The following is a 23,816-nucleotide window of genomic DNA, read 5'->3' as shown; positions in this document are numbered from 1 at the left end:
GGTTCACCTTTGGAGCTCGTCGAGGAGATCGCTCCACTCTTCCGCGGAGAGGCCGGCATCGGGGGACTCGGGGGCGGGCGGCGGCGCGGGCGGCGCCTCCATCGGCGCGGCTGTCACGGTCAGCTGCGCCGCGGCCTCGGCCACGGTCGGGTGCTCGAAGAGCAGCTTGGGCGAGAGGCGCAGCCCCCGCTGGGCGGCGCGCGCGATGACCTGCAGGGTGACGATCGAGTCGCCGCCCAGCTCGAAGAAGTTGTCCTCGACGCCGACCTGCGCGCGGTGCAGCACCTCCGCCCAGACCTCCGCGAGGATCCGCTCCGCCTCGGTCCGGGGCGCGACGTAGGGGCGATGGCCGAGCGCCGCCGCCTCGGGCGCGGGCAGGGCGCGGCGGTCGACCTTGCCGTTCGGGGAGAGCGGCAGTCGCTCGAGCACGACCATCGGCGCCGGCACCATGTACGCCGGGAGCGCCTCGCCGACCCACCCGCGCAGCGCCTCCGGGTCGAGGGCCGACCCGTCGCGGCCGGCCACATAGGCGACGAGGCGCTTGCCGCCGTGGGCCTCGTCGCGCGCGACAACGACGGCCTCCTGGACATCCGGGTGCTGGAGCAAGCGCGCCTCGATCTCGCCGAGCTCGACGCGCAGGCCGCGGATCTTGACCTGGTGGTCGAGGCGGCCGAGGAACTCGATGGCTCCGTCGGGCCTGTGGCGGGCCAGGTCTCCTGTCCGGTACAGCCGTCCGCCGGGCGTGGACCCGAACGGATCGGGCACGAAGCGCTCCGCGGTCAGCGCGGGCCTCTGGTGATAGCCGCGCGCGAGCCCGACGCCGCCGATGTACAGCTCCCCGGCGACGCCCACCGGCGCCGGGTGGCCGTGGCGATCGAGCAGGTAGACCTGCGTGTTGGCGATCGGGTGTCCGATGGGCACCGAGGCGTCGTCTCGCCGGCAGGCCCAGGAGGTCACATCGATGGATGCCTCGGTCGGTCCATAGAGGTTGTGGAGCTCGGCGCCCAGCCGCTCGAAGAACCGCCGCGCGAGCTCCGAAGGCAGCGCCTCGCCGCTGCAGATGACCCGCCGCAGCGACAGGCACGACGCCGCCCCGGCCGTCTCGAGGAACGCCTGGAGCATGGGGGGGACGAAGTGCAGCGTGGTCACGCCGTGGCGCGTGATCAGCTCAACGAGCCGCTCGCCGTCGCGGTGGTCGCCGGGCCTCGCGACGACGAGGCCCGCGCCGGTCATCAAGGGCCAGAAGAACTCCCACACCGAGACGTCGAAGCTGTACGGCGTCTTCTGCAATACGCGGTCTTCCGCGGTCAGCCCGTACCGCTCCTGCATCCACTGCAGGCGGTTGAGCAGGCCACGGTGGCTGTTGCCGGCGCCCTTGGGCCGCCCGGTCGAGCCCGAGGTGTAGATGGTGTAAGCGAGGTTGTCCGGCGACACCGGGGTCGCGAGATTGCCTGTCGGCTCCCTGTCGATCTCGGCGCGGCCTTCGTCCAGGCAAAGCACCTCGGCGCGGTGCGCGGGCAGGCGCGACGCGACGGGCCGCTGGCTCAGCAAGACCGGCGCCCCCGCGTCCTCGAGCATGAAGGCGATCCGATCGGCGGGATACTCCGGGTCGATCGGCACGTACGCCCCGCCCGCCTTCAGGACGCCGAGCAGCCCGACGACCATCTCGATCGAGCGCTCCGCCGCGATGGCCACGAGCCCGTCCGGCCCGACCCCGCGCCGCCTGAGCGCGCGCGCCACCTGATTGGCGCGCTCGTTCAGCTCTCGATAGCTCAGCCGCTTCTCCTCGAAGATAACGGCCACGGCGTCCGGCGCTCGCTCGGCCTGCGCCTCGAAGAGCTCGTGGACGCGCCGCCCGTCCGGATATGCGCGCTCGGTCGCGTTCCACTCCGTCACGACGCGCCGGGACTCCAGCTCGCCGGGGAGCGAGAGCTCGCCGACGGGCGCCTCGGGGCGGCGGGTGAGCTGCCGGAGCGCCCCTTCCACGAGGCCGAGCAGGCGGGAAGCGGTCTCCTCGTCGAATCGCCGCCGGTCATAGGACAGGCGGAGCTGGAGCTGGCCTCCCGGCAGGACGCCCAGGGTGAGCGGGTAGTTTGTCTGGTCCGCGAACGAGACGTCGCGGACGCCGAGGCCGGGCAATCCCTCCTGGGTCCGAGGATCGGTGGGATAGTTCTCGAAGACGAGCAAGCTCTCGAACAGCGGCTGTCCCGCCGGGATCGCGCTGTACGTCCGCGTCTGCGCGAGCGGCGTGTGCTCGTGGGCGCCGAGCTCGGTGATCGTCTTCTGGAGATCGCGCAGCCAGCTCGCGACGGTGGCGGCCTGCGGCACGGCCACGCGCAGGGGCAGGGTGTTGATGAAGAGCCCCACCATCGCCTCGATCCCGGCCAGCGGAGCCGACCTCCCGGCCACCGTGATCCCGAAGAGCACGTCGTCGCTGCGGGCGGATCGGCTGAGCAGGAGCGCCCAGGCGGCCTGGACGAGCGTGCTCGTCGTCACGCGGTGCTGCTGCGCGAAGCGCACGAGCCGCGCCGTGGCCGACCCGGACAGCGCGACGATCTTCGCCCCGTACCCGGGCGCCTCGTCGGTCGACGCCTCGCGCGTCACGCGGTCGAGGGGCAGCGGCGTCGCCGCGCTGAAGCCCGAGAGCGCGCCTCGCCAGAACGGCTCCTCGGCGCTGGCGTCCCGCTCGCGCAGCCACGCGATGTGCTCGCGATAGCGCCGGCGAGCCGACAGCGCGATCGCGCGGCCGCTGCGCAGGGCGTCGTAGGCGACGAAGGCGTCCTGCAGCACGAGGGACGCCGCCCACCCGTCGAGGAGCAGGTGATGGTGGCTCCAGAGCACGTGGTACGCCTCGTCCCCGAGGCGCAGGAGCGAGACGCGCATCAGCGGGCCCCGCGCCAGATCGAAGCCCCTCGCGCGATCCGCGTCGACCCGGGCGGCCACCCGCGCCAGGTGCTCCTCGTCCCCGGCGCCGCGGAGGTCCTCGATCTCGATCGCCACCGCCTCCACCGCGCCCCCGCGCCGCACGACCTGGAGCGGCTCGTCGGCCCCTTCCCACGCGAAGGTCGTGCGCAGGACGCCGTGGTGGTGGACCACGGCCTCCCAGGCCCTGCGGAACGCGTCCACGTCGAGCGCGCCCTCCAGCCGGCACGTCACCTGCTCGACGTAGACGCCGGAGCCGGGCTCCCACAGGCTGTGGAAGAGCAGCCCTTGCTGGAGCGGGCTCAAGGGATAGACGTCCTCGACGTCGCGGCCGGCCCCCAGCAGGCGGTCCAGCCTGGCCTGGTCGAGCCGCGCGAGGGGGAAGTCCGAGGGCGTGTACCCTCCGCTGTCCGGCGCCAGGCAGTGCGCGACGAGAGCGCGCAGCCGCGCCGCGAAGTCCTCGCTGAGCCGCGCGATCGTCTCGGGCCGGTAGCGGGCGCCGCTGTGATTCCACATCACGCGGAGGCGCCCGTCGACGATGGCCGCGTCGACCTCCAGCTCGTAGCCCCGCGGCGTGCGCAAATCCTGGGCGCGCCCGACGTCGCCCTCGGCGTGCGCGAACAGCGGGCTCGACGCGAAGAGGTCGTCCCACTGCCCGAGGTAGTTGAAGCTCACCTGCGGCGCCGCGTGCTCGCGCAGCCGCGCCGCGCGCTCGTCCTCGCTCAGGTACCGGAGCACCCCGTACGAGGCGCCGCCCCGGGGGACGGCGCGGAGCTGCTCCTTCGTCGCCTTGAGCACGCCGTCGGGCGCCGCGCCGGCCGGGACCTCCAGCCGGACGGGGTAGATGCTCGTGAACCACCCGACCGCCCGGGAGAGATCCACGTCGTCGAGCGCGTCGCGCCCGTGCCCCTCCAGGTCGATGCGCACGGCCGGATCGCCCGTCCACCGCGAGAGCGCCCCGGCGAAGGCCGCGAGCAGGATCTCGTCCACGCGCATCCGGTACGCGGGCGTCGCCTGCAGCAGCGCGCGCGTGTCCTCGGCGGCGAGGAACTGGGTCAGATGGACGGTCTCCGCCTCGAGCGACCCGCCGGCCGGATCGTCCGCGGGCAGCGCCGCCGTGGGGCGGCTCGCGGCGAGCCACGCCTCGGCCTGCCGCGCCGCCGCCTCGGATCGGGCGTGCGCGCACAGGCGCCGGGCGAACTCGCCGAAGGAGAGGGTCTCTTCCGGCAGCCGGATCGCCTCGCCGCTGCCGAGCTGCCGGTAGGCGGTCTGGAGATCCTCGAGCAGGATCCGCCACGAGACCGCGTCGACCACGAGGTGGTGCGCGACAAGGAGGAGGCGGCCCGGGCGCTCCGGGCCCAGATCGAACAGCACCGCGCGGAGGAGCGGCCCCTCGGCCAGGTGGAGCTGGGCCTGGTGCTCCCCCGCCGCCCTGGCCAGCGCCGCGGCCTGCGCCTCGGCGGGGAGGTCCGACAGGTCGACCCGCGCGACCGCCGCGCCCGCCGATCCCGCGGTGCGCTGGCGCCATCCGCCCGCCTCGCGCGTGAACCGCAGCCGCAGCGCGCCGTGGTGGTCGGCCGTGGCCTGGACCGCGGCCGTGAGCGCCTCGACGGAGATCCGCTGCCGCAGCTCGAGCAGCACCGTCTGGTTCCAGTGGTGCGGGTTCGGCCCGCCCAGCTCGAAGAACCAGCGCTGGATCGGCGTGAGCGGCGCGTCGCCGGCGAGCTCCGCGACCGGCGCCGGCGCCGGCGCCGCCACCGCGGCCAGCGCCGCCACCGCGGCCAGATCGACGATCGTCTGGTGCTGGAAGAGCTGCCGCGGCGTGAGCGCGAGGCCCGCGGCCCGCGCGCGGGAGACGACCTGGAGCGCCAGGATCGAGTCGCCGCCCAGCTCGAAGAAGTTCTCCTGGATCCCGACCGCCGGCCGTCCCAGGAGCGCCGCCCAGATCCCCGCGAGCGCCACCTCGGCCTCGGTGCGCGGCGTCGCCGCCTCGCCGCTCGGCGCGGCCGGCGCCGGCAGCGCGCGCCGGTCGATCTTCCCGTAGGGCGTGTGGGGCAGCTCCTCCAGCACCACGAACGCCGACGGCACCATGTAGTCCGGCACCTGCTCCTTGAGCGCGCGTCGCAGCTCCTCCGGCGCCACGTCCGCGCTGGCCGCGACGTACGCCACGAGCCGCCGCTCCTCCGGCCGATCCTGCCGCACGATCACGACCGCCTCGCGCACCCCGGGCTGCTCGCCGAGCCGCGCTTCGATCTCCCCGGGCTCGATCCGGAAGCCGCGCAGCTTCACCTGGTGATCCACGCGGCCGGCGAACTCGAGCTGCCCGTCCGCGCGCCACCGCGCCCGGTCCCCCGTCCGGTAGAGCCGCTCTCCTGGCCGGTCCGCGAAGGGATCCGGGACGAAGCGCTCCGCGGTCAGATCCGGGCGCGCCCAGTACCCGCGCGCGAGCCCCTGGCCTCCGAGGTACAGCTCTCCGACGACGCCGGCCGGCGCCGGTTTCCCGGCGGGATCGAGCACGTACGCGCGCGTGTTCGCGAGCGGCCGGCCGATGGGGACCGCCCACGCCTCGCGCGGGTCCACGGCGGCCGACAGGTTGCCGACCGTCGCGGTCACGGTGGTCTCGGTCGGGCCGTAGGCGTTCAGCAGGCGGACGCGCGCGGCGTCGGGCGACGCCCGCCAGGCGCTCACCCGCTCGGGCAAGGCCGCCTCGCCGGTGATGACGATCTGCCGGAGGCGCGGCGGCAGGGCCGCGCCCTCGCCGAGCTCCGCGACGATGCGGTGCCAGTACATGGTCGGCAGCACCGCCGCGGTCACGCCCCACGCGCCGCACGCCGCGAGGAACCCGGCGACCGACTCGAGCATCGCCTCGGTGCGCAGCACGAGCGTCGCGCCTCGCGCGAGGCACGGGAAGATCTCCTCCGCGCTCGCGTCGAAGCTCAGCGACGCGAACTGCAGCACCCGGTCGCGCGACGAGATCTCGTAGACCCCCGCCGCGACGTCGACGAAGCTCGCGATCGCCCGGTGCGGGACCACGACGCCCTTGGGCGTCCCGGTTGAGCCGGACGTGTAGAGAATGTAGGCCGTCTGCTCGGGCGCCGGCTCGCCGGCCGGCGGCGCGGAGGGCTCGAGGCGCACGCACGTGAAGGAGGCGTCGAGCCGGATCACCGCCACGCCGGGGGGCTGCTCGGCCGCCGCGTCGCCCTGGGCGATCACCACGCGGATCCCGGCGCCGTCGATCATCGCGGCGACCCGCTCCCGCGGGAGGTTGGGATCGAGCGGGACGTAGGCCCCGCCCGCCTTCAGTACGCCCAGCACCGCGGCGATCATCTCGATCGAGCGCGGCAGGCAGAGGCCCACGCGGACCTCCGGCCCCACGCCTCGCCGCCGGAGGAGCTGCGCCAGCTGGTTGGCCCTCCGATCGAGCTCGCCGTACGTGATCTGCTGCGCCTCGTGGACGACGGCCGTCGCCTCGGGCGCGCGCGCGGCCTGCTCCTCGAACATCCGGTGGACGGCGCGCGGGGTCGCGCGGAGCGCCCCTGTCGTCCTCCACCCGAGCACCTGCCGCTGCTCCTCGGCGGCGAGCATCGGCAGCTCCGACAGGCGCGCCCCGGGGCTCGCCGCCGCGCCTGCGAGCAGGCGCAGGAGGTGGTCGGCCATCCGCGCGATCGTGGCCTCGTCGAACAGGTCGGTGTCGTATTCGAGGGCGGCCGCCAGCCCGTCCTCGTCGGGCGCGACGTCGAGCGACAGATCGAACTGGGCGCCGCCCACGTCCAGATCGAGCAGGCGCACCCCGAGGCCCGGGATCTCGAGCGTCTGCCGGAGCACCGGCTGGAGCGCGAACATCACCTGGCAGAGCGGCGCGTGGCTCAGGTCGCGGACCGGGCTCACGGCCTCCACCACCTGGTCGAACGGCACCTCCTGGTGCGTCTGCGCCGCGCGCACGGTCCGCGTGACCCGGCCGAGCAGCTGCGCGAACGAAGGATCCCCGGACAGATCGGTGCGGAGCACGACGGTGTTGGCGAAGCAGCCGACGAGCCCTTCCAGCTCGGCCCGGCTCCGGTTCGTCACCGGCGTGCCCACGCTGACGTCGGAGGTCCCCGCGTGGCGGGCGAGGAGGGCCTGGAACGCCGCCGTCAGCACCGCGAACAGGGTCGTCTCCTCGCGCCGCGCCAGGGCGCCGAGCTCCGCGGCGAGCGCGCCGGGCACGCGGAAGAAGCGCCGCGCTCCTTGGTAGCGCTGGGTCGCCGGCCGGGGGCGATCCGTGGGCAGCTCCAGCACCCCCGGCTGTCCTGCCAGCTGCCTCGTCCAGTAGGCGAGCTGGGTCTCGAGCAATCCGCCCTCGACGCGCTGGCGCTGCCAGTGCGCGAAGTCCGCGTACTGGAGCGCCGGATCGGCGAGCGGGGCGGGCCGGCCCGCGACGAACGCCGTGTAGAGCGCGGCGAACTCGCCGAGGACCAGGCTCGTGGACCACCCGTCGAAGACGATGTGGTGGACCACCCACAGGAGGACGTGCTCTTCCGATCCGAGCCGCAGGAGCGTGAGCCGGAGGAGCGGGCCGCTCGTGAGGTCGAACGGCCGCCGCGCCTCGCGCTCGATCAGGCGCCGGACCTCCGCGTCTCGCTGCGCCGGCGGCAGGACGCCGAGGTCGAGCCGCTCGAGCCGCGCCGCCCCGTCGGGCTGGACGATCTGGGAGGGCTGCCCGTCGACGACGGCGAACGTCGTGCGCAGGATCTCGTGCCGGCGCACGATCTCGGAGAGGCACCGCTCCACCGCGGCGACGTCGAGCGATCCGGTGAGCCGCACGGCCGTGGCCAGGTTGTAAGAAGCGCTCTCCGGCTCGAGCTGGGCGAGGAACCACAGCCGCTCCTGGGCGAAGCTCATCGGAAAAACGAAGACATCCTCACGCATGAAAGAACCTCAGGAGGCTTTGGCCCGGTACGGCTCGGCCATGGCGACAAGGACCTTGCGCGGGCCGCGGAAGGGCGCGCGCCCGTGGGCGACAAGCATGTTGTCCGCGAGGAGCACGTCCCCCTCTCGCCAGGCGAACTCCACGGCGAGCTGCCCGTACACCTCGCGGATCTCGTCGAGCGCGGCGCCCTCGATGGGCGATCCGTCTCCATACAGCGCGTTGCGGGGCAGGTCTTCCTCGGCGAAGATCGAGAGGAGCGCCTCTCGCGCGGCCGGCTCCAGGTTGGAGACGTGGAACAGGTGGGCCTGGTTGAACCACACGTGCTCTCCGGTGCGCGGGTGGGTGGCCACGGCCTGGCACACCTGGCGTGTGCGCAGCTCGCCGTCGGCCTTCCACACGCACTCGATGCCTGCCGCCCGGCAGAAGCGCTCGACCTCGGCCCGGTCGTTCGTGCCGAAGACCTTCTGCCACGGCAGGTCCAGGCCGTTCCCGTAGTTGCGGACGTACATCACCTTCTTCGCCGCAAAGCGCTCCCGTATCCGGGCCGGGATGCGCCGGAAGACCTCGCGGCTGTCCGCGAGCGGGGTGCTGCCGCCCTCGAGCGCGGCCTGCGCGCAGTGAAACCAGATCTTGAGCGGCCAATCGAGCGTGTACGACTGCTCGTTGTGAAGAGGGATGTGCTGGTGAGCGGGGTACTCCGTCGACGTGTAGATCCGGTCCTGCACGTGGGAGCGCGGCGTCGACCCGAACGTGTAGTCGAGGAGCTCCGGCGTCACGAGCCGGACGAAGGCGTGAAAATCGGCGAGCGATCGGACCGGGAAGCCGCGGAACAGCACCGCTCCGTGCCGGGTCAGCTCCTCGTCCGCGCACGCCCGGATGGCCGCGGCGAGCGCGGGGACGCTGGACGCGTCGCCGCGGCCGAGCGGGCTCACGACGAGCGGCAGCGCGCCGCCGGGGAAGCACGACCGCGAGAGTCCCGCCGCCTCGCTCCGCGCGGCGCCCTCGGGCGACTCGGGCGTCGCCTCTGACGTGGTCAGCGCGCTCGAGTCGCTCACGACCCCTGTCCCTCTTCCATCTGCTTGCGCAGGCTGAGCGGCCGCATGTCGGTCCAGACCTCCTTGATGTGATCGAGGCACTCCGCCTTGCTGCCGGCCTTGCCCGCGTCGCGCCAGCCGACCGGGTTTTCCCGGTACTCGGGCCATATCGAGTACTGCTCCTCGTGGTTCACGACGACTTTGTAAATGGTGCTGTCTTCGTGCTCTTCGCTGGCCATGGACTCCTCCGTTCGAGATGTGGTGTTCGATGTCATCGGCGCTCGGGAACGAGCGTGAGCGTGTGCGCGGCCGGGCCCGCCAGGAGCGGCAGCGGGCGCCCGTCGACCCACGCGCGCTGCTGATCGCGGTAGTGGGGCGACGTCGGGTCGCCGGATTGCCCGGCCGGCATGTGCAGGATTCCCTCCGTCTCGTGCCCCGGCGAGACGACGAGCCGCTCGCTGGCGCCGAACCTGCGGCTCGCCAGGCGCACGCAGGAGCCGCACCCCGGGAGCGGCTCGTCGGGCATGTTGAGGCGCGCGGCGAGCTCCGGGCTCGCGCCGAGCGGGTGCGCGATCCGCACCCGGTTCACCGCGCCCCACTCGAGCTGATCGAGGGGCCGTGCGCCGTGCTCCTGCCGGAGCGTCGTCATGGCCCTCTCCAGCGCCGCGAGGACGAAGGCGTCCCAGCCGCCCTCCGGCGCCGGCACGAGATCGGGCGACCGCTCGTCGAGCGCGCGCCGCAAGGGCGTGTCGATGTCGGGCAGATCGAGCTCCAGGGTCGGCTCCGCGGCGCGGCTCGGGGCGAGCCACGCGGCGAACACCTCGTCGGCCAGGGCGCGCCGGAACCGCGAAAGGAGCGGCAGCCCGACGCTGGACGCGTCCGCCCGGCCGTCCCACGCCGTCAGCGCGCGCCGCGCCTCGGCGAGCGCAGGCCGCCTCGACGCGGCCTCCTCGCCGAGCGCGCGCAGCGCGAGGTCGCGGTAGAAGCCGAAGTGCTCGGCCCGCGTATCGAGCTGCACCGCCAGCAGGTCCGCCTCGGCGACAGGGCGCGCCTCGCGCAGGCGTTCGGTGATGCGGTAGGCGCGGTAGCCGTGCGCGTAATCGCGGCCGAGCACCGGCGCGCCCTCGGCGAGCGGCATGCGGTGGTTGGCGTTGACGACGAACCCCGACGGCGGATCCACGACGCGCGGCAGCGCCGCGGGGGGCAGGTAACCGTCCCAGCCCGCGCGCCCGTCCGCCCAGGAGACGCTGACCGCGCCGTCGAGCCCGCGCCGCCGGGGCATGCGCCCGGTCACCGTCCACGCGACGCGGCCGCGCCGATCCGCGAGCAGCACGTTGCACCCGGGCCCGCCGGCGGCGTTCACCACGTCGGCCGCCTCGTCGACGCTCCGGGCCCGATCCATCTCGAGGAGCCCGAGGTCGACCCCCTCCGGATCGAGCGCTGTCCAGCGGATCGCGACCGGCCCTCCGAGGAGCGGCCGCGGCGCGACAGGCCCCCAGATGGTCCTGCGGACCGTGACGGTTGTGTCGGGCCCGCCGCGGACCTTGATCGTCTCCTGCGCGACGTCGAACCGCTCCCAGCCGGAGGGCGTCCGGTACGCGTCGGGGCGCTCGGGGTGGACCTCGATCCGGACGAGGTCCATCACGTCGCCCATCAGGTTGGTCATGGCCCAGGCGACATGGCGGTTCGTCCCCACGATGAGGACGGGCACGCCGGGCAGCACGACGCCCGCGAGCTCGCTGTCGCCATAACGGAGCTCCGCGCGATACCAGATGTTGGGAACGCCGAGCTCCAGGTGCATGTCGTTCGCGACGATGGCGCGGCCGTCTCGCGTCCTCTGGCCGGCCACCGCCCAGCCGTTCGAGCCGACCGGCGCCTCGCCCGCGTCCTCGCCGAGCACGCCCGCGCTCGGCGCCCGCGTCCTCCGGCTCTGCGCCACGAGCGCCCGCAGCTCCTCGACCGGCAGCGGCGGCGACGCCGGCGCCTGCGCGCCGAGCAGCGCCTTCGTGTAAGGGTCGGTGTCCTCGAGCAGGAAGGACGTCACGCCCTTCGGGAGGCTGCGTGTCAGGACCGTGTGCATCCGCTCCGCGTCCTCGGTCGCGCTGAGGGCTCGAAACATCTCCAGCACGACGAGGACGCTGTCCTCGGGGCGCCACGGCTCGGGCCGATAGCCCAGCTGGCGAAGCTCGACAGGCAGCGTCTCCGCGCCGCGGAGATAGGCGTTGACGCCCTCGGCGTACGCGTCGAGCGCGGCGCGCTGGCTGCCGGGCAGGCGCGCCAGGATCGCCGCCGCGGCCTGCGGGACGCCGTACAGCCGCTGCCGGGTGTCGGCCTCCAGCAGATCGCGCCCGAGGACCTCCGCGAGCCGTCCTCCGCTGCTCCGCCGGAGCAGGTCCAGCTGGAACAGCCGATCGCGCGCCGTGACGAAGCCGAGGGCCCGGAGGGCGTCCTGCCGCGAGGCGGCGCGGATCGCGGGGATCCCCAGGCGATCGGACGCGATCGTCACCGCGTCCTCGAGGCCGGACACGGTCACCGCGCTGCCGGCGCGCGGCGCCGGGGCGCGGGTGGCGCCCTGGGGGGCCTCCGCGCAGCCGGCGATCGCCAGCGGGATGAGCGCCGAGAGGAGGCGTGAGCGGACGTTGCGCCTCATACCTCGTGCTCCGTCGCCTTCAAGGCCTCGTGACCGCGGACGCCCGTCTCCAGCGCGGCCTGCTGCTCGAGCTGGAGGCGGAGAGCCTGCGCGGATCGGGCCCGGCCGCCCTCGTCGACGCGGGCGCTCGCGGCGTGCGCTTCCCGCGCCGCTCGCGGCTCCACGCCGGTCATGGCGGGGGCCGCGGGCAGCTCGGTCAGGCGGCCGAAGTCGAGCCGCAGGCAGCGATCCGCGAGCGCGAAGTACTGGTCGTCGTGCGTGATCACGAGGACGGTCTTGCCCCTCGCCCGGAGCTCCGGCAGGAGCTCCGTGTAGAAGATCTTCCGGAACTGCGGGTCCTGGTCGGAAGCCCACTCGTCGAAGACGTAGAACGGCCGGTCCTCCAGGTAGGCGGTGAGCAGGGCGAGGCGCTTGCGCTGCCCCTGCGACAGCCCGCTCACGCGGAGGGCGCCCTCCTCGACGCGCACCCGGTGATCGAGCTGCAGCCGCTCGAGGTAGCGTCGGGCGCGCTCGTCGACGCCGGGGCCGCTCAGGCCGAGCAGCTGCTCGAAGAGGTAGTATTCCGCGAAGACGACCGAGAAGAGCTGTCGATACGGTTCGCGACGCGCGTCGTCGACGGGCACGCCGTCGAGCCGGATCTCGCCGGACTCCGGCGTGTAGAGGCCGAGGAGCAGCAGGGACAGCGTCGTCTTGCCGCTGCCGTTGCCGCCCACGAGGTACACGATCTCGCCGGGCTTGAAGGTCAGATCGATGGGCCCGAGCTGGAAGCTCCCGTCTTCCTTCTCGCGGTAATAACGGTGCGTGACGCCGCAGAGCTCGATGCGCTCCCAGGCTGCGCGCGCGCCCTCCGCGCCTTCCGCGCGCGGCGGCGCCTGCGGTGCTTCGATCTCCGGCGTCAGCGCGAGGCCGAGCTCGCTCACCTTCGAGAGCGCGATGCTGGCCCGCCCGACGGCTGGCAGGAGCTCGACCGTCTGCGCGAACGGCGTCAGCAGGAAGAGCATCGCCAGCACCACGCCGGACATCGCCGGCGCCGTCAGCCCTGCCCAGGCCGGGAGAGCGAACAGCGTGAGCCCGAGGACGGCGTAGAAGAGCAGCGTGCCCCAGCCGATCGCGATGGAGAACTCGGTCGTGCCCGCCACGAAGTCCCGCTGGTACGTCGCGAGGCTGCCGCCGAGGGCGTCGTAGAGGAACGCCCGCCCGCGCCCGCCGTGCATCTTGAGCTCCTTGATCCCGCTCGTCAGCCCGCGGAAGTGCTGGAACAGGGCGTCGCTCGTCTCGCGGGCGCGCGCGAAGGAGCGGATCGCGCGCCGGTCGTGCGCCCGGAAGAGCACGGCGCCGATCCCCATGGCGCCGAGCACGATCGCCAGCGCCGGCCACGAGATCCGCCCGATATAGGCCAGGCAGCCGAGGACGGTGGCCACGTTGACGCACAGGAGGGGCAGGACGACGTACGCCTGCGTGATGACGGCCGGATCGTCGTTGAGCGCCGCCAGGAGCCGGTGGGGGCCGAGCTGCTCGACGCGGCGCAGCGGCGCTTCGAGGATGCGCCGGCTGAGCTGCAGGCGAAGCTCCGCGATCATGGCCTGTCCCAGCCGGGTCAGGAGCACCTGGGAGACGGCCTTGCTCAGCACGCCGAGGACGGCGAGCCCCGCGAACGCCCACGCCAGCTGCGCGGCGGGGCGGCCGTCTGCGGAGAGCGCGTCCTGGACGAGCGCGATGATGCCGGCGCCGGAGAGCCCGCTGATCACGCCTGTGGCGATGGCGAGCAGGAGGGGCCGGAAGGCGCGGCGCACGAGGAAGCCGAGCACGCTCATCACCCGTTCTCCTTCGGTTCCTTCGAGGGGACCGGCTCGCCGTCCGGGCGCGCCGGCGCCTGCGCGCCCTCGGCGCCTGGGCGCCGCCGCGCGGTCCGGGGCAGCGCGATCAGCGCCGGCTCGGGGCTCGCGGGCGCTTGCCCTCGCGCCATGTGGACGCGCTCCGCGAGCGCGGCCACCGTCGGCCGCTCGAAGAACTCGCGGAGCGGCACCTCCACCTGGAACGTCTCCCGGATGCGGTTGAGGATCTGCAGGGCGAGGAGCGACTCGCCGCCGAGCGCGAAGAAATCCTTCCCGGGGTCGATGGGATCGAGGCCGAACGCCCGCGCCCAGATCGCCGTCACCTGCGCCGTCACCGCCTCGGGCGAGGGGCGCTCGGCGGCGCTGGCGGTCGCTGCTCCGGCGCGCCCGGGCGGCTCGCGGCTGCGGTCGGCCGCGGCGGCGTTGCCCGCGCCGAGCCGCCTGGCCAGTGCGGCGCCCTCGTCGTCGCTGGGCAGGCCGTGGAGCGGGCGGACCGAGACGATCACCTGCGGCAGCGCCGCCTGGCTGAGGACGCGGTGGAAGACCTGCTGCCCTTCCTCCGGGCTCATCCCGTCGAGGATCACGTCGTCGAGCCCCAGGGCGAGGAGGCGCGCTTCGGCGCGGGCCGCCATGCCGACGTTTCGCCAGCGATCGAGGTTGACGGAGACCGTGTACGGCCCTGCGCGGCGCGCGCAGGATTGCGCGAACGCGTCGAGGAACGCGTTGGCGGCCGCGTAGCCTGCCCGCGCGAGGCCGCCGCTCAGCGCGGTGACCGAGGAGCAGAGCAGGACGAAGTCGGGCTGGAAGGAGCGCGCGATCTCGTCGAGCGCGAGCGCGCCGAGCGCCTTCGGGGCCAGCTCCGCGTCGAGCGCGTCCGCCGTCAGCCGCTCGATGAGCCCGCCGCCCGCGACCCCGGCTGCGTGGATCACGCCGTGCAGGGCGCCGAACCGATCGATCGCCTCGCGCGCGGCGGCGCGCATCTGCGCCGCGTCGGTGACGTCGGCGCGCAGCGCCACCACCTCGGCGCCGGCCTGCTCGAGCGCCTGCAGCCGCAGGCGCTGCTCGTCGGTGGGAGCCGAGCGGCTCGTGAGGATCAGCCGTGCGCGCGTGGTGCGGGCGAGGTAGTCCGCGAGCCATAGCCCGACGCCGCCCAGCCCGCCGGTGATGAGGTAGACGCCGCGCTCTCGCAGCAGGGGGGGCGTTCCCTGCGCCGCCTTCAGCGGGACCTGCTCGACGGTGGGTATCCAGCGGTGGGGCCCGCGGTACGAGACGACGGGGGCGTCGGCGTCGGATCGCGCCTCCGCGAGGATCCGCTCGACGACCCCATCGACCTCCGCGGCGTCTGGGCGGGCGGCCTCGAGGTCGATCATGCGGCAGCGGACGAGCGGGTACTCCAGCGGGATGCTCCGGCAGATCCCGAGCAGCGTGGCGTGCTCCGGGCGCAGGGTTTCTCGTCCGGTCAGGTCGTGCAGGCCGCTGGCGAGCGCGACCAGGTGGGCGCCTCCCGGCAGCTTGCCCAGCGTCCGCGCGAGCCAGAGCAGGCTCATCGAGCCCCGGCGCTGCGCATCCTGGAGCGCGCCGGGGTCGAGCTGCGCGTCGCGCGCGCCGTCGAGGCTGAAGGCGTGCACGATCCGCGCGGGCCGCCCTGCGCTCGTACCGAGCTCCCGGGCCAGCGCGGCGTAGTCCTCGGGCTGATCCGGGCGAAGCGTGAAGGCGTGCTCGGTCAGGCGTTCGAAGCGCTCGCCGCTCCTGACCCGGGTGACCCGCCGGCCGGCGCGTTCCAGCCGCTCCACGATCCGGAGGCCGATCTCCACCTGGTCCGCGAAGACGACCCAGTGCGCCTCGTCGCCTCCGGGCGGAAGCGGTTCCAGCGGGGCGCGCTTCCACGAGGGTACATAGAAAAATCCGCCCAGATCAGACGTCCGGGTTGAGGTTGGCCCGACCGAGGTTGAGCCGACCGGGGTTGAGCCGACCGAGGTTGAGGTTGAGCCGACCGGGGTTGAGCCGACCGAGGTTGAGGTTGAGCCGACCGGGGTTGAGCCGACCGGGGTTGAGGTCGAGCCGACCGGGGTTGAGGTTGGCCCGACCGAGGTTGAGGTTGGCCCGACCCCTCGCCCCGTCGTCTCGGGGCGGTCCAGCCAGTACCGTTTTCGCTCGAACGGGGTTGCCGGCAGCGCCACGCGCCGTCGGCGCCGTCCCGCCTGCAGGCCGGCCCAGTTCACCGGAGCGCCGGCCACCCAGAGCTGCCCGACCGTGTCGAGCAGCGCCGCGCCCGCCGCTCCCGGTTCGCGGACCGCGGGCAGCGACGCCAGCGCCAGCGACCCCGCCGCGAGCTGCCGTCCCAGCGCCGTGAGCGTCTGCCCCGGCCCGACCTCTAGAAAAATCCGCTCCGGCTGCTCCCGCAAGGCCGCCACGCCCTCCGCGAAGCGGACCGTGCTCCGCAGGTGCCGCACCCAGTAGCCCGGGTCCTGCGCCTCGGCCGCGCTGATCCAGGTCCCGGTCACGTTCGAGACCCACGGGATCCGCGGCGCGCGCAGCGTCACCCTGCCCACCGCCTCGCCGAACCCGGCGAGGGCGCCCTCCATCAGGTGGGAGTGGAACGCGCGCGACGTGCGCAGCCGGCGGACCTCGATCCCGCGGCCCGCCGCCTCGCGCTCGACCCGCTGGATCGCCGCCGCCCGGCCCGACAGCACGCACTGCCGCGGCCCGTTGACGGCGGCCAGCGCGACCTCGTCGCCGACCCAGCCCGCCACCTCGGCCTCGGACGCCGACACAGCGAGCATCGCCCCGTCCGGCGTCGCCTCCATCAGCCGCCCCCGCGCCGCGACCAGCGAGAGGGCGTCGTCGAGCGACAGGCACCCGGCCACGCACGCCGCCACGTACTCGCCCACGCTGTGCCCCAGCATCGCGTCCGGGGTCAGGCCCCAGGCCATCCACAGCCGCGCGAGCGCGTACTCGACGACGAAGAGGGCCGGCTGCGTCATCGACGTGCGGTCGAGGCGCTCCGTGGCGTCCTCGAGCTCCGCGGGCGCGGGGAACAGCAGCCCCCGGATGTCCGTGCCCAGGTGGCGCTCGAGCCGCCACGCGCAGGCGTCGACCTCGGCCCTGAACACCGGCTCGGTCTCGTACGGATCGCGCCCCATGTTCGCTCGGTGGGTGCCCTGCCCGGGGAACAGGAACGCGACCGGCCGCGGCCCGGCCACGGCCTCGCCCGTGTGCAGCGCGCCGCTGCGATCGCGGAGCGCCCGCGCCGCCTCCTCCCGCGAGCGGCACACGACCGCGCGGCGGTGGGCGAAGGCCCGGCGCCCGAGCTGCTGCGTGTGCGCGACGTCGCCGAGCTCGAGGTCTGCGTGCGTCGCCACGTGCTCCGCGAGCGCGTCGGTCAGGCGCTCGAGCGACGCGCTCGACCGGGCTGACAGCACGAGGAGCTCGCACGGCCGCGGCGGGTCCGCCTCCGGCCGGGGCGGCGCCTGCTCGAGGACGACGTGCGCGTTGGTCCCGCCGAGCCCGAAGGCGCTCACCCCGGCGCGGCGCGGCGCGACCGTGGGCGTCCACGCCGTGAGCTCGGCGGCCACGTAGAACGGGCTGTTCTCGAGGTCGAGCGCGGGGTTGGGGGCGCGGAAGTGCAGGCTGGGCGGGATGCGCCCGTGCGCCACGGTGAGCGCCGCCTTGATCAGCCCGGTCACGCCCGCGGCCGCGTCCAGGTGCCCGACGTTGCTCTTCACCGAGCCGATCGCGCAGAACCCTCTCCGGTCGGTCGTGGCCCGGAAGGCCTGGGTCAGCGCGGCGATCTCGATCGGATCGCCGAGCGGCGTCCCGGTGCCGTGCCCCTCCACGTAGGCGATGGAGTCCGCCTCGACGCCCGCGGCCGTGTGGGCGGCGCGGATCACGCCGGCCTGGCCCTCGACGCGCGGCGCGGTGTAGCCGACCTTGGCCCGGCCGTCGTTGTTGACGGCGGACCCCTTGATCACCGCGACGATCGCGTCCCGATCGGCGATCGCGTCGTCGAGCCGCTTGAGGAGGACCACGCCCACGCCGCTGCCGCCGACGGTGCCGCGGGCCTCCGCGTCGAAGGCGCGGCAGTGGCCGTCGGGCGACGCGATCGCGCCTTCCTGGTAGAGGTACCCGACCTTCTGCGGGACGCCGATCGAGACGCCGCCGGCCAGCGCGAGATCGCACTCGCCGGTGAGCAGCCCCTGGCAGGCCAGGTGCACGGCGACGAGCGACGTGGAGCAGGCCGTCTGCACCGCGATGCTCGGCCCCTGCAGGTTCAGCTTGTACGACACGCGGGTCGTCAGGAAGTCCTTGTCGAGCGCGAGGAGCGCCGCGACGTCGGCCGCCGACTGCAGCCGCGGCCCGTCGGGGAAGAGGTGGGCCAGGTACCCGCTCAGGCTCGATCCGGCGTAGACGCCGACCGGCCCGCGCGCGCGCTCCGGGTCGATCCCGGCGTTCTCGAACGCCTCCCACGCGCACTCCAGGAACAGCCGGTGCTGCGGGTCCAGCGCGGCGGCCTCGCGCGGCGTGAACCCGAAGAGCTCGGCGTCGAACAGGTCGATGTCGCCGAGCACCGCGCGCGCCCGCACGTAGTCGGGCCGCGCGATCTGCGCCGGGTCCACGCCCGCGGCGAGGAGCTCCTCGTCGGTGAGGAGCGAGACGGACTCGACGCCTGCGCAGAGGTTTTGCCAGAACGCCGCCACGTCTCGCGCGCCCGGGAACCGCCCGGCCATGCCGATGATCGCGAGCTCCAGGCCCGTGCGGGATTCGCCGCTGCTCGGTGTCACTTCTTTGTCTCCTGCTCGCCGCGCCCGCCGCGCCGTCGCGCGAAGATCTCCCCGCGCCGCTGCTGTCCGGCGCTCGCCCGCTCGGCGCTCCGCTCTCCCTCCTCGGGCGCCGGCTCGCTGGCTTCCTGGCTCAAGGCCGCTGCGAGCGACGCGATGGTGGGGTGTTGAAACAGGACGAGCATCGGCAGCGCGCGGCCGAGCTCCTCGCGCAGGCGGCTGTGGACCTTGGCCAGCGAGAGCGAGTGTCCGCCCAGATCGAAGAAGTTGTCGTCAACGCCGACCTGCGGGGCCGAGAGGACGTCTCTCCAGATCGCCGCGATGGCGCGCTCGAGGTCGGTTCGTGGCGGCGTCGTGACCCTGGCCGGCGCGTCGACCAGCTCGGGCGCGGGGAGCGCGCGGCGGTCGACCTTGCCGTTCGGCGACAGCGGCAGCCGCTCCAGCACGAGGATGGGCGCTGGCACCATGTAGGCCGGGAGCGCGTCGGCGAGAAAGTCCCGCAGCGACGCCGGCTCCGGCGCGGCGCCGCCCTGGCCGGCGACGTAGGCGACGAGGCGCTTGCCTCCGTGCGCTGTGTCGCGGGCGAGGACGACGGCCTCGCCGACGCCGGGGTGCTGGAGCAGGCGCGCCTCGATCTCGCCGAGCTCGACGCGCAGCCCGCGGATCTTGACCTGGTGGTCGAGGCGCCCGAGGAACTCGACGGCCCCGTCGGGCCTGTGTCGAGCGAGATCCCCGGTGCGGTACAGCCGCCCTCCGGGCGCGGCGCCGAACGGATCGGGCACGAAGCGCTCGGCGGTGAGGGCGGGCCTCTGGTGATAGCCGCGCGCGAGCCCGACGCCGCCGATGTACAGCTCTCCGGCCACGCCCACCGGGACCGGCTGACCGTGGCGGTCGAGCAGGTAGATCTGGGTGTTGGCGATGGGGGTCCCGATGGGCACCGAGGCGGATGTGTCGTGTGGCTGGCAGGCCCAGGCGGTGACATCGATGGACGCCTCCGTGGGCCCGTACAGATTGTGCAGCTCGGCGTCCGGCAGCCGCTCGAAGCACCTGCGCGCGAGCTCGGCCGGCAGCGCCTCACCGCTGCAGACGACCCGGCGCAGCGACCTGCACGAGGCGGCGCCGGGCGTCTCCAGGAAGGCCTGGAGCATGGGCGGGACGAAGTGCAGGGTGGTGACGGCGTGGCGGGTGATGAGGTCGATGAGCCGCTCGCCGTCGCGGTGATCGCCGGGCCTCGCGACGACGAGTCCCGCGCCGGTCATCAAGGGCCAGAAGAGCTCCCAGACCGAGACATCGAAGCTGAAGGGCGTCTTTTGCAACACCCGATCTTCGGCGGTGAGCCCGAAGCGCTCCTGCATCCACTGCAGCCGGTTGAGCAGGCCGCGGTGGCTGTTGCCTGCGCCCTTGGGCCGCCCGGTCGAGCCCGAGGTGTAGATGGTGTAAGCGAGGTTGTCGGGCGAGAGCGTCACGGCGGGTTTGGCGGCGGGCTCTCGGTCGATCTGGGCGCGATCGGCGTCGAGGCAGAGCACCTCTGCGCGGTGGGCCGGGAGGCGCGAGGCGACGGGCCACTGGCTGAGCAGGACGGCGGCGGCGGCGTCGTCGAGCATGAAGGCGATGCGGTCGGCGGGGTAATCCGGGTCGATGGGCACGTAGGCGCCGCCGGCCTTGAGGATGCCGAGCAGCCCGACGACCAGCTCGACCGAGCGCTCTGCGGCGATGGCCACGAGCACATCGGGCCCGACGCCGCGGCGCCGCAGGGCGTGGGCCACTCGGTTGGCGCGCGCGTCGAGCTCTCGATAGCTCAGCCGCCGCTCGCCGAAGAGGACAGCCACCGCGTCGGGCGTCCGCTCGGCCTGCGCCTCGAACAGCTCGTGCACGAGCCGCTCGTCCGGATACGCCCGCTCGGTCGCGTTCCAGCCGGCCACGATCTGCCTTTGCTCGTCCGCATCCATCATCGGCAGATCGGACAGCCGGGCCTCCGGCGCGGCGACGAAGCCCTCGAGGATCGCGACGAGGTGCCGCGCCATGCGCGCCACCGTGGTCCTGTCGAAGAGGTCGGTGTTGTATTCCCAGGCGCCGCGCGCTCCCTGGCCGTCCGGGGTCAGGTTGAGCGCCAGATCGAACTGGGCTGTCCCCGTGTCCACCCGCTGCGCGCCGATCGACAGGCCGGGGATCTCCGCCGCCTGCTCGGGCGCCGGATCCATGGCGAGCATCACGTTGAACAGCGGTGTGTGGCTGAGGCTCCGCTCGAGGGACAGCGCCTCCAGCACCCGCTCGAACGGCGCCTCCTGGTGCGCTTGCCCCTCGGTGACCGCCGCCCGGACGCGGGCGATGAGCTCCGCGACGCGCGGATTCCCGGTCAGGTCGACGCGCAGCGCCAGCGTGTTAAGGAAGCACCCGACGACGCCCTCCAGGGCCGCCCGCGGCCGCGCGGCGACCGGCGTGCCGATGCAGACATCGCTCTGGCCCGTGTACCGGTGCAGCAGCGCGAACAGCCCTGCTGCCACCGTCGTGAACAGGGTCGCGCCCGCCCGCCGCCCGAGGGTGGTCAGCCGCGCCACGAGCTCCGGCGGCAGCGCGAGCTCCTCGCGCGCGCCCGCGTAGGTCTGGACCGAGGGCCGCGGTCGATCCGTGGGGAGCTCGAGGGGCGGCACAGGTCCCTTCAGCCGTTCGCGCCAGTACGAGAGCTCCCGTTCGCGCGTCGCCCCCTGCTCCGCCCGGCGCTGCCACAGCGCGTGATCCGCTGGCTGGACCGGGAGCGGCGTGAGCTCCGGAGAGCGCCCCGCCGAGAGGGCGCCGTACAGCGCCGACAGCTCCCGCAGGAGCACGTTCATCGACCAGCCGTCCGCGATCAGGTGATGGCAGGTGAGCGCCAGCGCGTGCTCGCGCTCGCCCTCGCGGACGAGCGTCCAGCGCACGGGCGGCGCCTCGGCGAGGTCGAACGCGCGCCGCGCCTCCTCGCGAAGGAGCGCTTGCAGCGCCGGCTCCCGGTCCTCCTCGGCGAGCGCGCTCAGGTCGTTGATCGGCAGCGCGACCTTCCCGGGCAGCGCGATCCTCTGGACGGGCTGCCCTGCGACCGACGGAAAGCTCGTGCGCAGCGCCTCGTGGCGGGCCGCGAGCGCGGTCACCGCCTGCTCCAGGGCGCTCGTATCGAGGGCACCGGAGAGCCGCAGGGCCGCCGCGATATGGTAGACGGGCGCCCCGGCGACCAGGTGCTCGAGGAACCACAGGCGCTCTTGCACGAGGGACAGCGGCAGTCGCTCCGGCCGGTCACCCGGCGTGAGCGGCGCGGCGCCGGCCGTCGATCCGCCCGCGGGCGCGGCGCCCTGCCTGGCCTCGATCCAGGCCGCCAGCGCGGCGACCGTCGTCGACTCGAAGAGCTGCGCCGGCCCCACGTCGATGCCCAGGGCCTCGCTCACCCGGCCGCTCACCTGCATGGCCCGCAGCGAATCGCCGCCCAGGCTCAGGAACTCCTCGCACCGGCCGACCCGCGCGCGTCCCAGCACCTCGGCCCAGATGTCTGCCAGCGTGGTCTCCAGCGCGGTCAGCGGCGGCTCGGCGATCTCGGCCTCGGCGCCCGCCGGCGCGTCGAGCGTCGATCGCCAGACGGCGTCCAGGGAGCCGTCCAGGAACCGGCCGCGGCACGCCCTCCGTTGCACCTTGCCGCTCGTCGTCCGCGGCAGGCTCCCCGGCTTGATGAGCACGACCGCGTGGACCGCGACCTCGTGCCGATCGGCCACCGCGCCCTGGATCGCCGCGCCGAGCTCCGCCGGATCCGTCGCCGTCGAGGCGCGCCGTCCGAGCTCCTGGACGATGACGACGCGCTCCTCGCCGTCCACGTCCACGGAGAACGCCGCGCCGCCGCCGGCGCGGAGGCCCGGATGGCTCCCCTCGGCGGTGAGCTCGATGTCCTGCGGGTAGAGGTTGCGCCCGCGGACGATGATCAAGTCCTTGAGCCGGCCGGTCACGTAGAGCTCGCCGCGCGAGAGGAACCCGAGATCGCCGGTCCGCAGGAACGGCCCTTCTCCCGTGGACAGCCGCGCTTCGAACGTCGCTGTCGTGTCCTCCGGCCGCTCCCAGTAGCCCTGGGCCACGCTCGCACCGGCCACCCAGATCTCCCCGACCCGCTCGCCCTCGCAGGGCCGGTGCGCCTCGGGATCGACGATCAGCACCGCGTCGTCGGCCGGCGAGCCCCCGCAGCCCACCAGGGTGAGACCGGCTTGCGGATCGCGCGGATCGAGCACGGCGCGCCCCTGCTCCAGCGCGGCGCGGTCGACCGCGCGCACGACCGGCGGCGCGTCCGCCGCTCCGCCGCTGACGAGCAGCGTCGCCTCGGCCAGCCCGTAGCAGGGATAGAACGCGGCGCGCCGGAACCCGGCCGGCGCGAACGCCTCGGCGAAGCGGTCGAGCGTCGCTGCCCGGATCGGCTCGGCCCCGTTGAAGGCCACCTTCCATGATCCGAGGTCGAGCCCTCCCCGCTGATCCGGGGGGATCTTGCGGAGGCACAGCTCGTACGCGAAGTTCGGTCCGCCGCTCGTCGTGGCCCGGTAGCGCGAGATCGCGTCGAGCCAGCGCCGCGGCCGCATCAGGAACTGCTCGGGCGAGAGCTGGATGCACGGCGCGCCCACGTAGAGCGGCTGCAGGATGTTGCCGATGAGCCCCATGTCGTGGTGCGGCGGCAGCCACCCGACGATCACGCTCTCCTCGGTGTGCGCGAACGCGCGCTGGATCAGGAGCTCGTTGCGCAGCAGGTTGCCGTGCGTGAGCACCACGCCCTTGGGCGTCCCGGTCGAGCCCGAGGTGTACTGGAGGAACGCCACGGTCTCGGCCGTCACGCGCGGCGCTCGCCAGGCGTCTTCCTGGCCGTCCCGGACCGTGTCGACGGCCATGCAGCGCAGGTGGCTCAGCTCGGCGAGGCTCGGATCGTCGCGGAGCATCGCCACGGCGCCGAGGAACGCCTCGGTGGTGAGCACGACGCTCGGGCGGCAGTCGCGCACGATGGCCAGCACGCGGAGCAGCCCGCTCTTCCGCTGGGGCAGCGGGACCGGCACCGCGATGAGCCCCGCGTAGAGGCAGCCGAAGAAGGCGGCGATGAAGTCGAGCCCTGGCGGCACCAGGAGCAGCGCGCGCTCCCCCGCCTGCGCGCCGGTCTGGAGCTCCGCGGCCAGCGCGCGCGCCCGCCGATCCAGCGCGCCGTACGTCATCGCGCGAGCGTCCGTCTCCCCGTCGAGCAGGAAGGTATAGGCGTGCGCGGACGGGCGCTGCTCCGCGCGACGCCGGAGCAGCGCGACAAGCGTCGCGGGCTCGGCCGCGCCGCGATCGCTGATCGCACGCCCATGGGATCGGTTCGACTCCATCGCCACCTCAGCTCCAGACCGAAAAGAAAGCCCGACAGCGAGGTAGGCTCGCTCACCAGGCCTGGTGGCCCGCGCTCATGACGCGTCGTGTTATGAGCGCGGGCCGTCAGGCCTGGTGCCGCGGCCGCATCACGCACCTGTCGTCTTGTTGTTGAAAATGAAAACGATTATTAATTTCTTGGCGGCGGTTGTATGGAACACCGATCCGGGGTCCGTCAAGAAAAAACGCTCTGAACGGCGGTTCTACGGTGAAGATGAAATTGATTTGGGTTTTCAGTTCGGGTACCGCAGAGATCACGGCCATGGATGCCTGCCCGGTTCCTCCACCCCCGAC

8 protein-coding genes are annotated in these 23,816 nt (G+C 73.9%); all 8 read right to left on the bottom strand.

Features of this window, described 5'->3' with window-relative positions; translation table 11 throughout:
- Positions 1–3: 3 nt before the first annotated feature.
- Complete coding sequence (locus WMF28_RS40490; protein WP_437599062.1) at positions 4–7,830, bottom strand: amino acid adenylation domain-containing protein; 7,827 nt, start codon at positions 7,828–7,830, stop codon at positions 4–6.
- Between the two features lie 9 nt (positions 7,831–7,839).
- On the bottom strand, positions 7,840–8,886 hold the full coding sequence (locus tag WMF28_RS40485) for a TauD/TfdA family dioxygenase (RefSeq protein ID WP_437599061.1): 1,047 nt from the start codon (positions 8,884–8,886) through the stop codon (positions 7,840–7,842).
- Entirely contained in the window at positions 8,883–9,104 is a 222-nt protein-coding gene (locus tag WMF28_RS40480; RefSeq protein WP_437599060.1) for an MbtH family protein, read from the bottom strand. The genes WMF28_RS40485 and WMF28_RS40480 overlap by 4 nt, the downstream gene beginning before the upstream one ends.
- Positions 9,105–9,136: 32 nt before the next feature.
- Positions 9,137–11,515: a penicillin acylase family protein gene (locus WMF28_RS40475; RefSeq protein ID WP_437599059.1), complete on the bottom strand. Its 2,379-nt coding sequence runs from the start codon at positions 11,513–11,515 to the stop codon at positions 9,137–9,139.
- On the bottom strand, positions 11,512–13,329 hold the full coding sequence (locus WMF28_RS40470) for a cyclic peptide export ABC transporter (RefSeq protein WP_437599058.1): 1,818 nt from the start codon (positions 13,327–13,329) through the stop codon (positions 11,512–11,514). The genes WMF28_RS40475 and WMF28_RS40470 overlap by 4 nt, the downstream gene beginning before the upstream one ends.
- A complete protein-coding gene (locus tag WMF28_RS40465) occupies positions 13,329–18,131 on the bottom strand; it encodes a type I polyketide synthase (RefSeq protein WP_437599057.1) in 4,803 nt (1,600 codons plus the stop codon). Before WMF28_RS40465 ends, WMF28_RS40470 begins: the two co-directional genes overlap by 1 nt.
- On the bottom strand, positions 18,128–23,482 hold the full coding sequence (locus WMF28_RS40460; protein ID WP_437599055.1) for an amino acid adenylation domain-containing protein: 5,355 nt from the start codon (positions 23,480–23,482) through the stop codon (positions 18,128–18,130). Before WMF28_RS40460 ends, WMF28_RS40465 begins: the two co-directional genes overlap by 4 nt.
- Before the next feature lie 106 nt (positions 23,483–23,588).
- Entirely contained in the window at positions 23,589–23,786 is a 198-nt protein-coding gene (locus tag WMF28_RS40455; protein WP_437599054.1) for a hypothetical protein, read from the bottom strand.
- Positions 23,787–23,816: the final 30 nt, after the last annotated feature.

Source organism: Sorangium sp. So ce590 (assembly GCF_051521365.1).
In the GTDB taxonomy this organism is placed as follows: Bacteria; Myxococcota_A; Polyangia; order Polyangiales; family Polyangiaceae; genus Sorangium.
The sequence above is the reverse complement of the archived record's forward strand: the minus strand, read 5'-3'. Positions and strand labels throughout refer to the sequence as shown.

Bases quoted from the DNA above. Each gene is read 5' to 3' on its own strand.
- WMF28_RS40490 (WP_437599062.1), bottom strand. From the start codon at position 7,830: ATGCGTGAGGATGTCTTCGTTTTTCCGATGAGCTTCGCCCAGGAGCGG.
- WMF28_RS40480 (WP_437599060.1), bottom strand. From the start codon at position 9,104: ATGGCCAGCGAAGAGCACGAAGACAGCACCATTTACAAAGTCGTCGTG.
- WMF28_RS40475 (WP_437599059.1), bottom strand. From the start codon at position 11,515: ATGAGGCGCAACGTCCGCTCACGCCTCCTCTCGGCGCTCATCCCGCTG.
- WMF28_RS40470 (WP_437599058.1), bottom strand. From the start codon at position 13,329: ATGAGCGTGCTCGGCTTCCTCGTGCGCCGCGCCTTCCGGCCCCTCCTG.
- WMF28_RS40460 (WP_437599055.1), bottom strand. From the start codon at position 23,482: ATGGAGTCGAACCGATCCCATGGGCGTGCGATCAGCGATCGCGGCGCG.
- WMF28_RS40455 (WP_437599054.1), bottom strand. From the start codon at position 23,786: ATGGCCGTGATCTCTGCGGTACCCGAACTGAAAACCCAAATCAATTTC.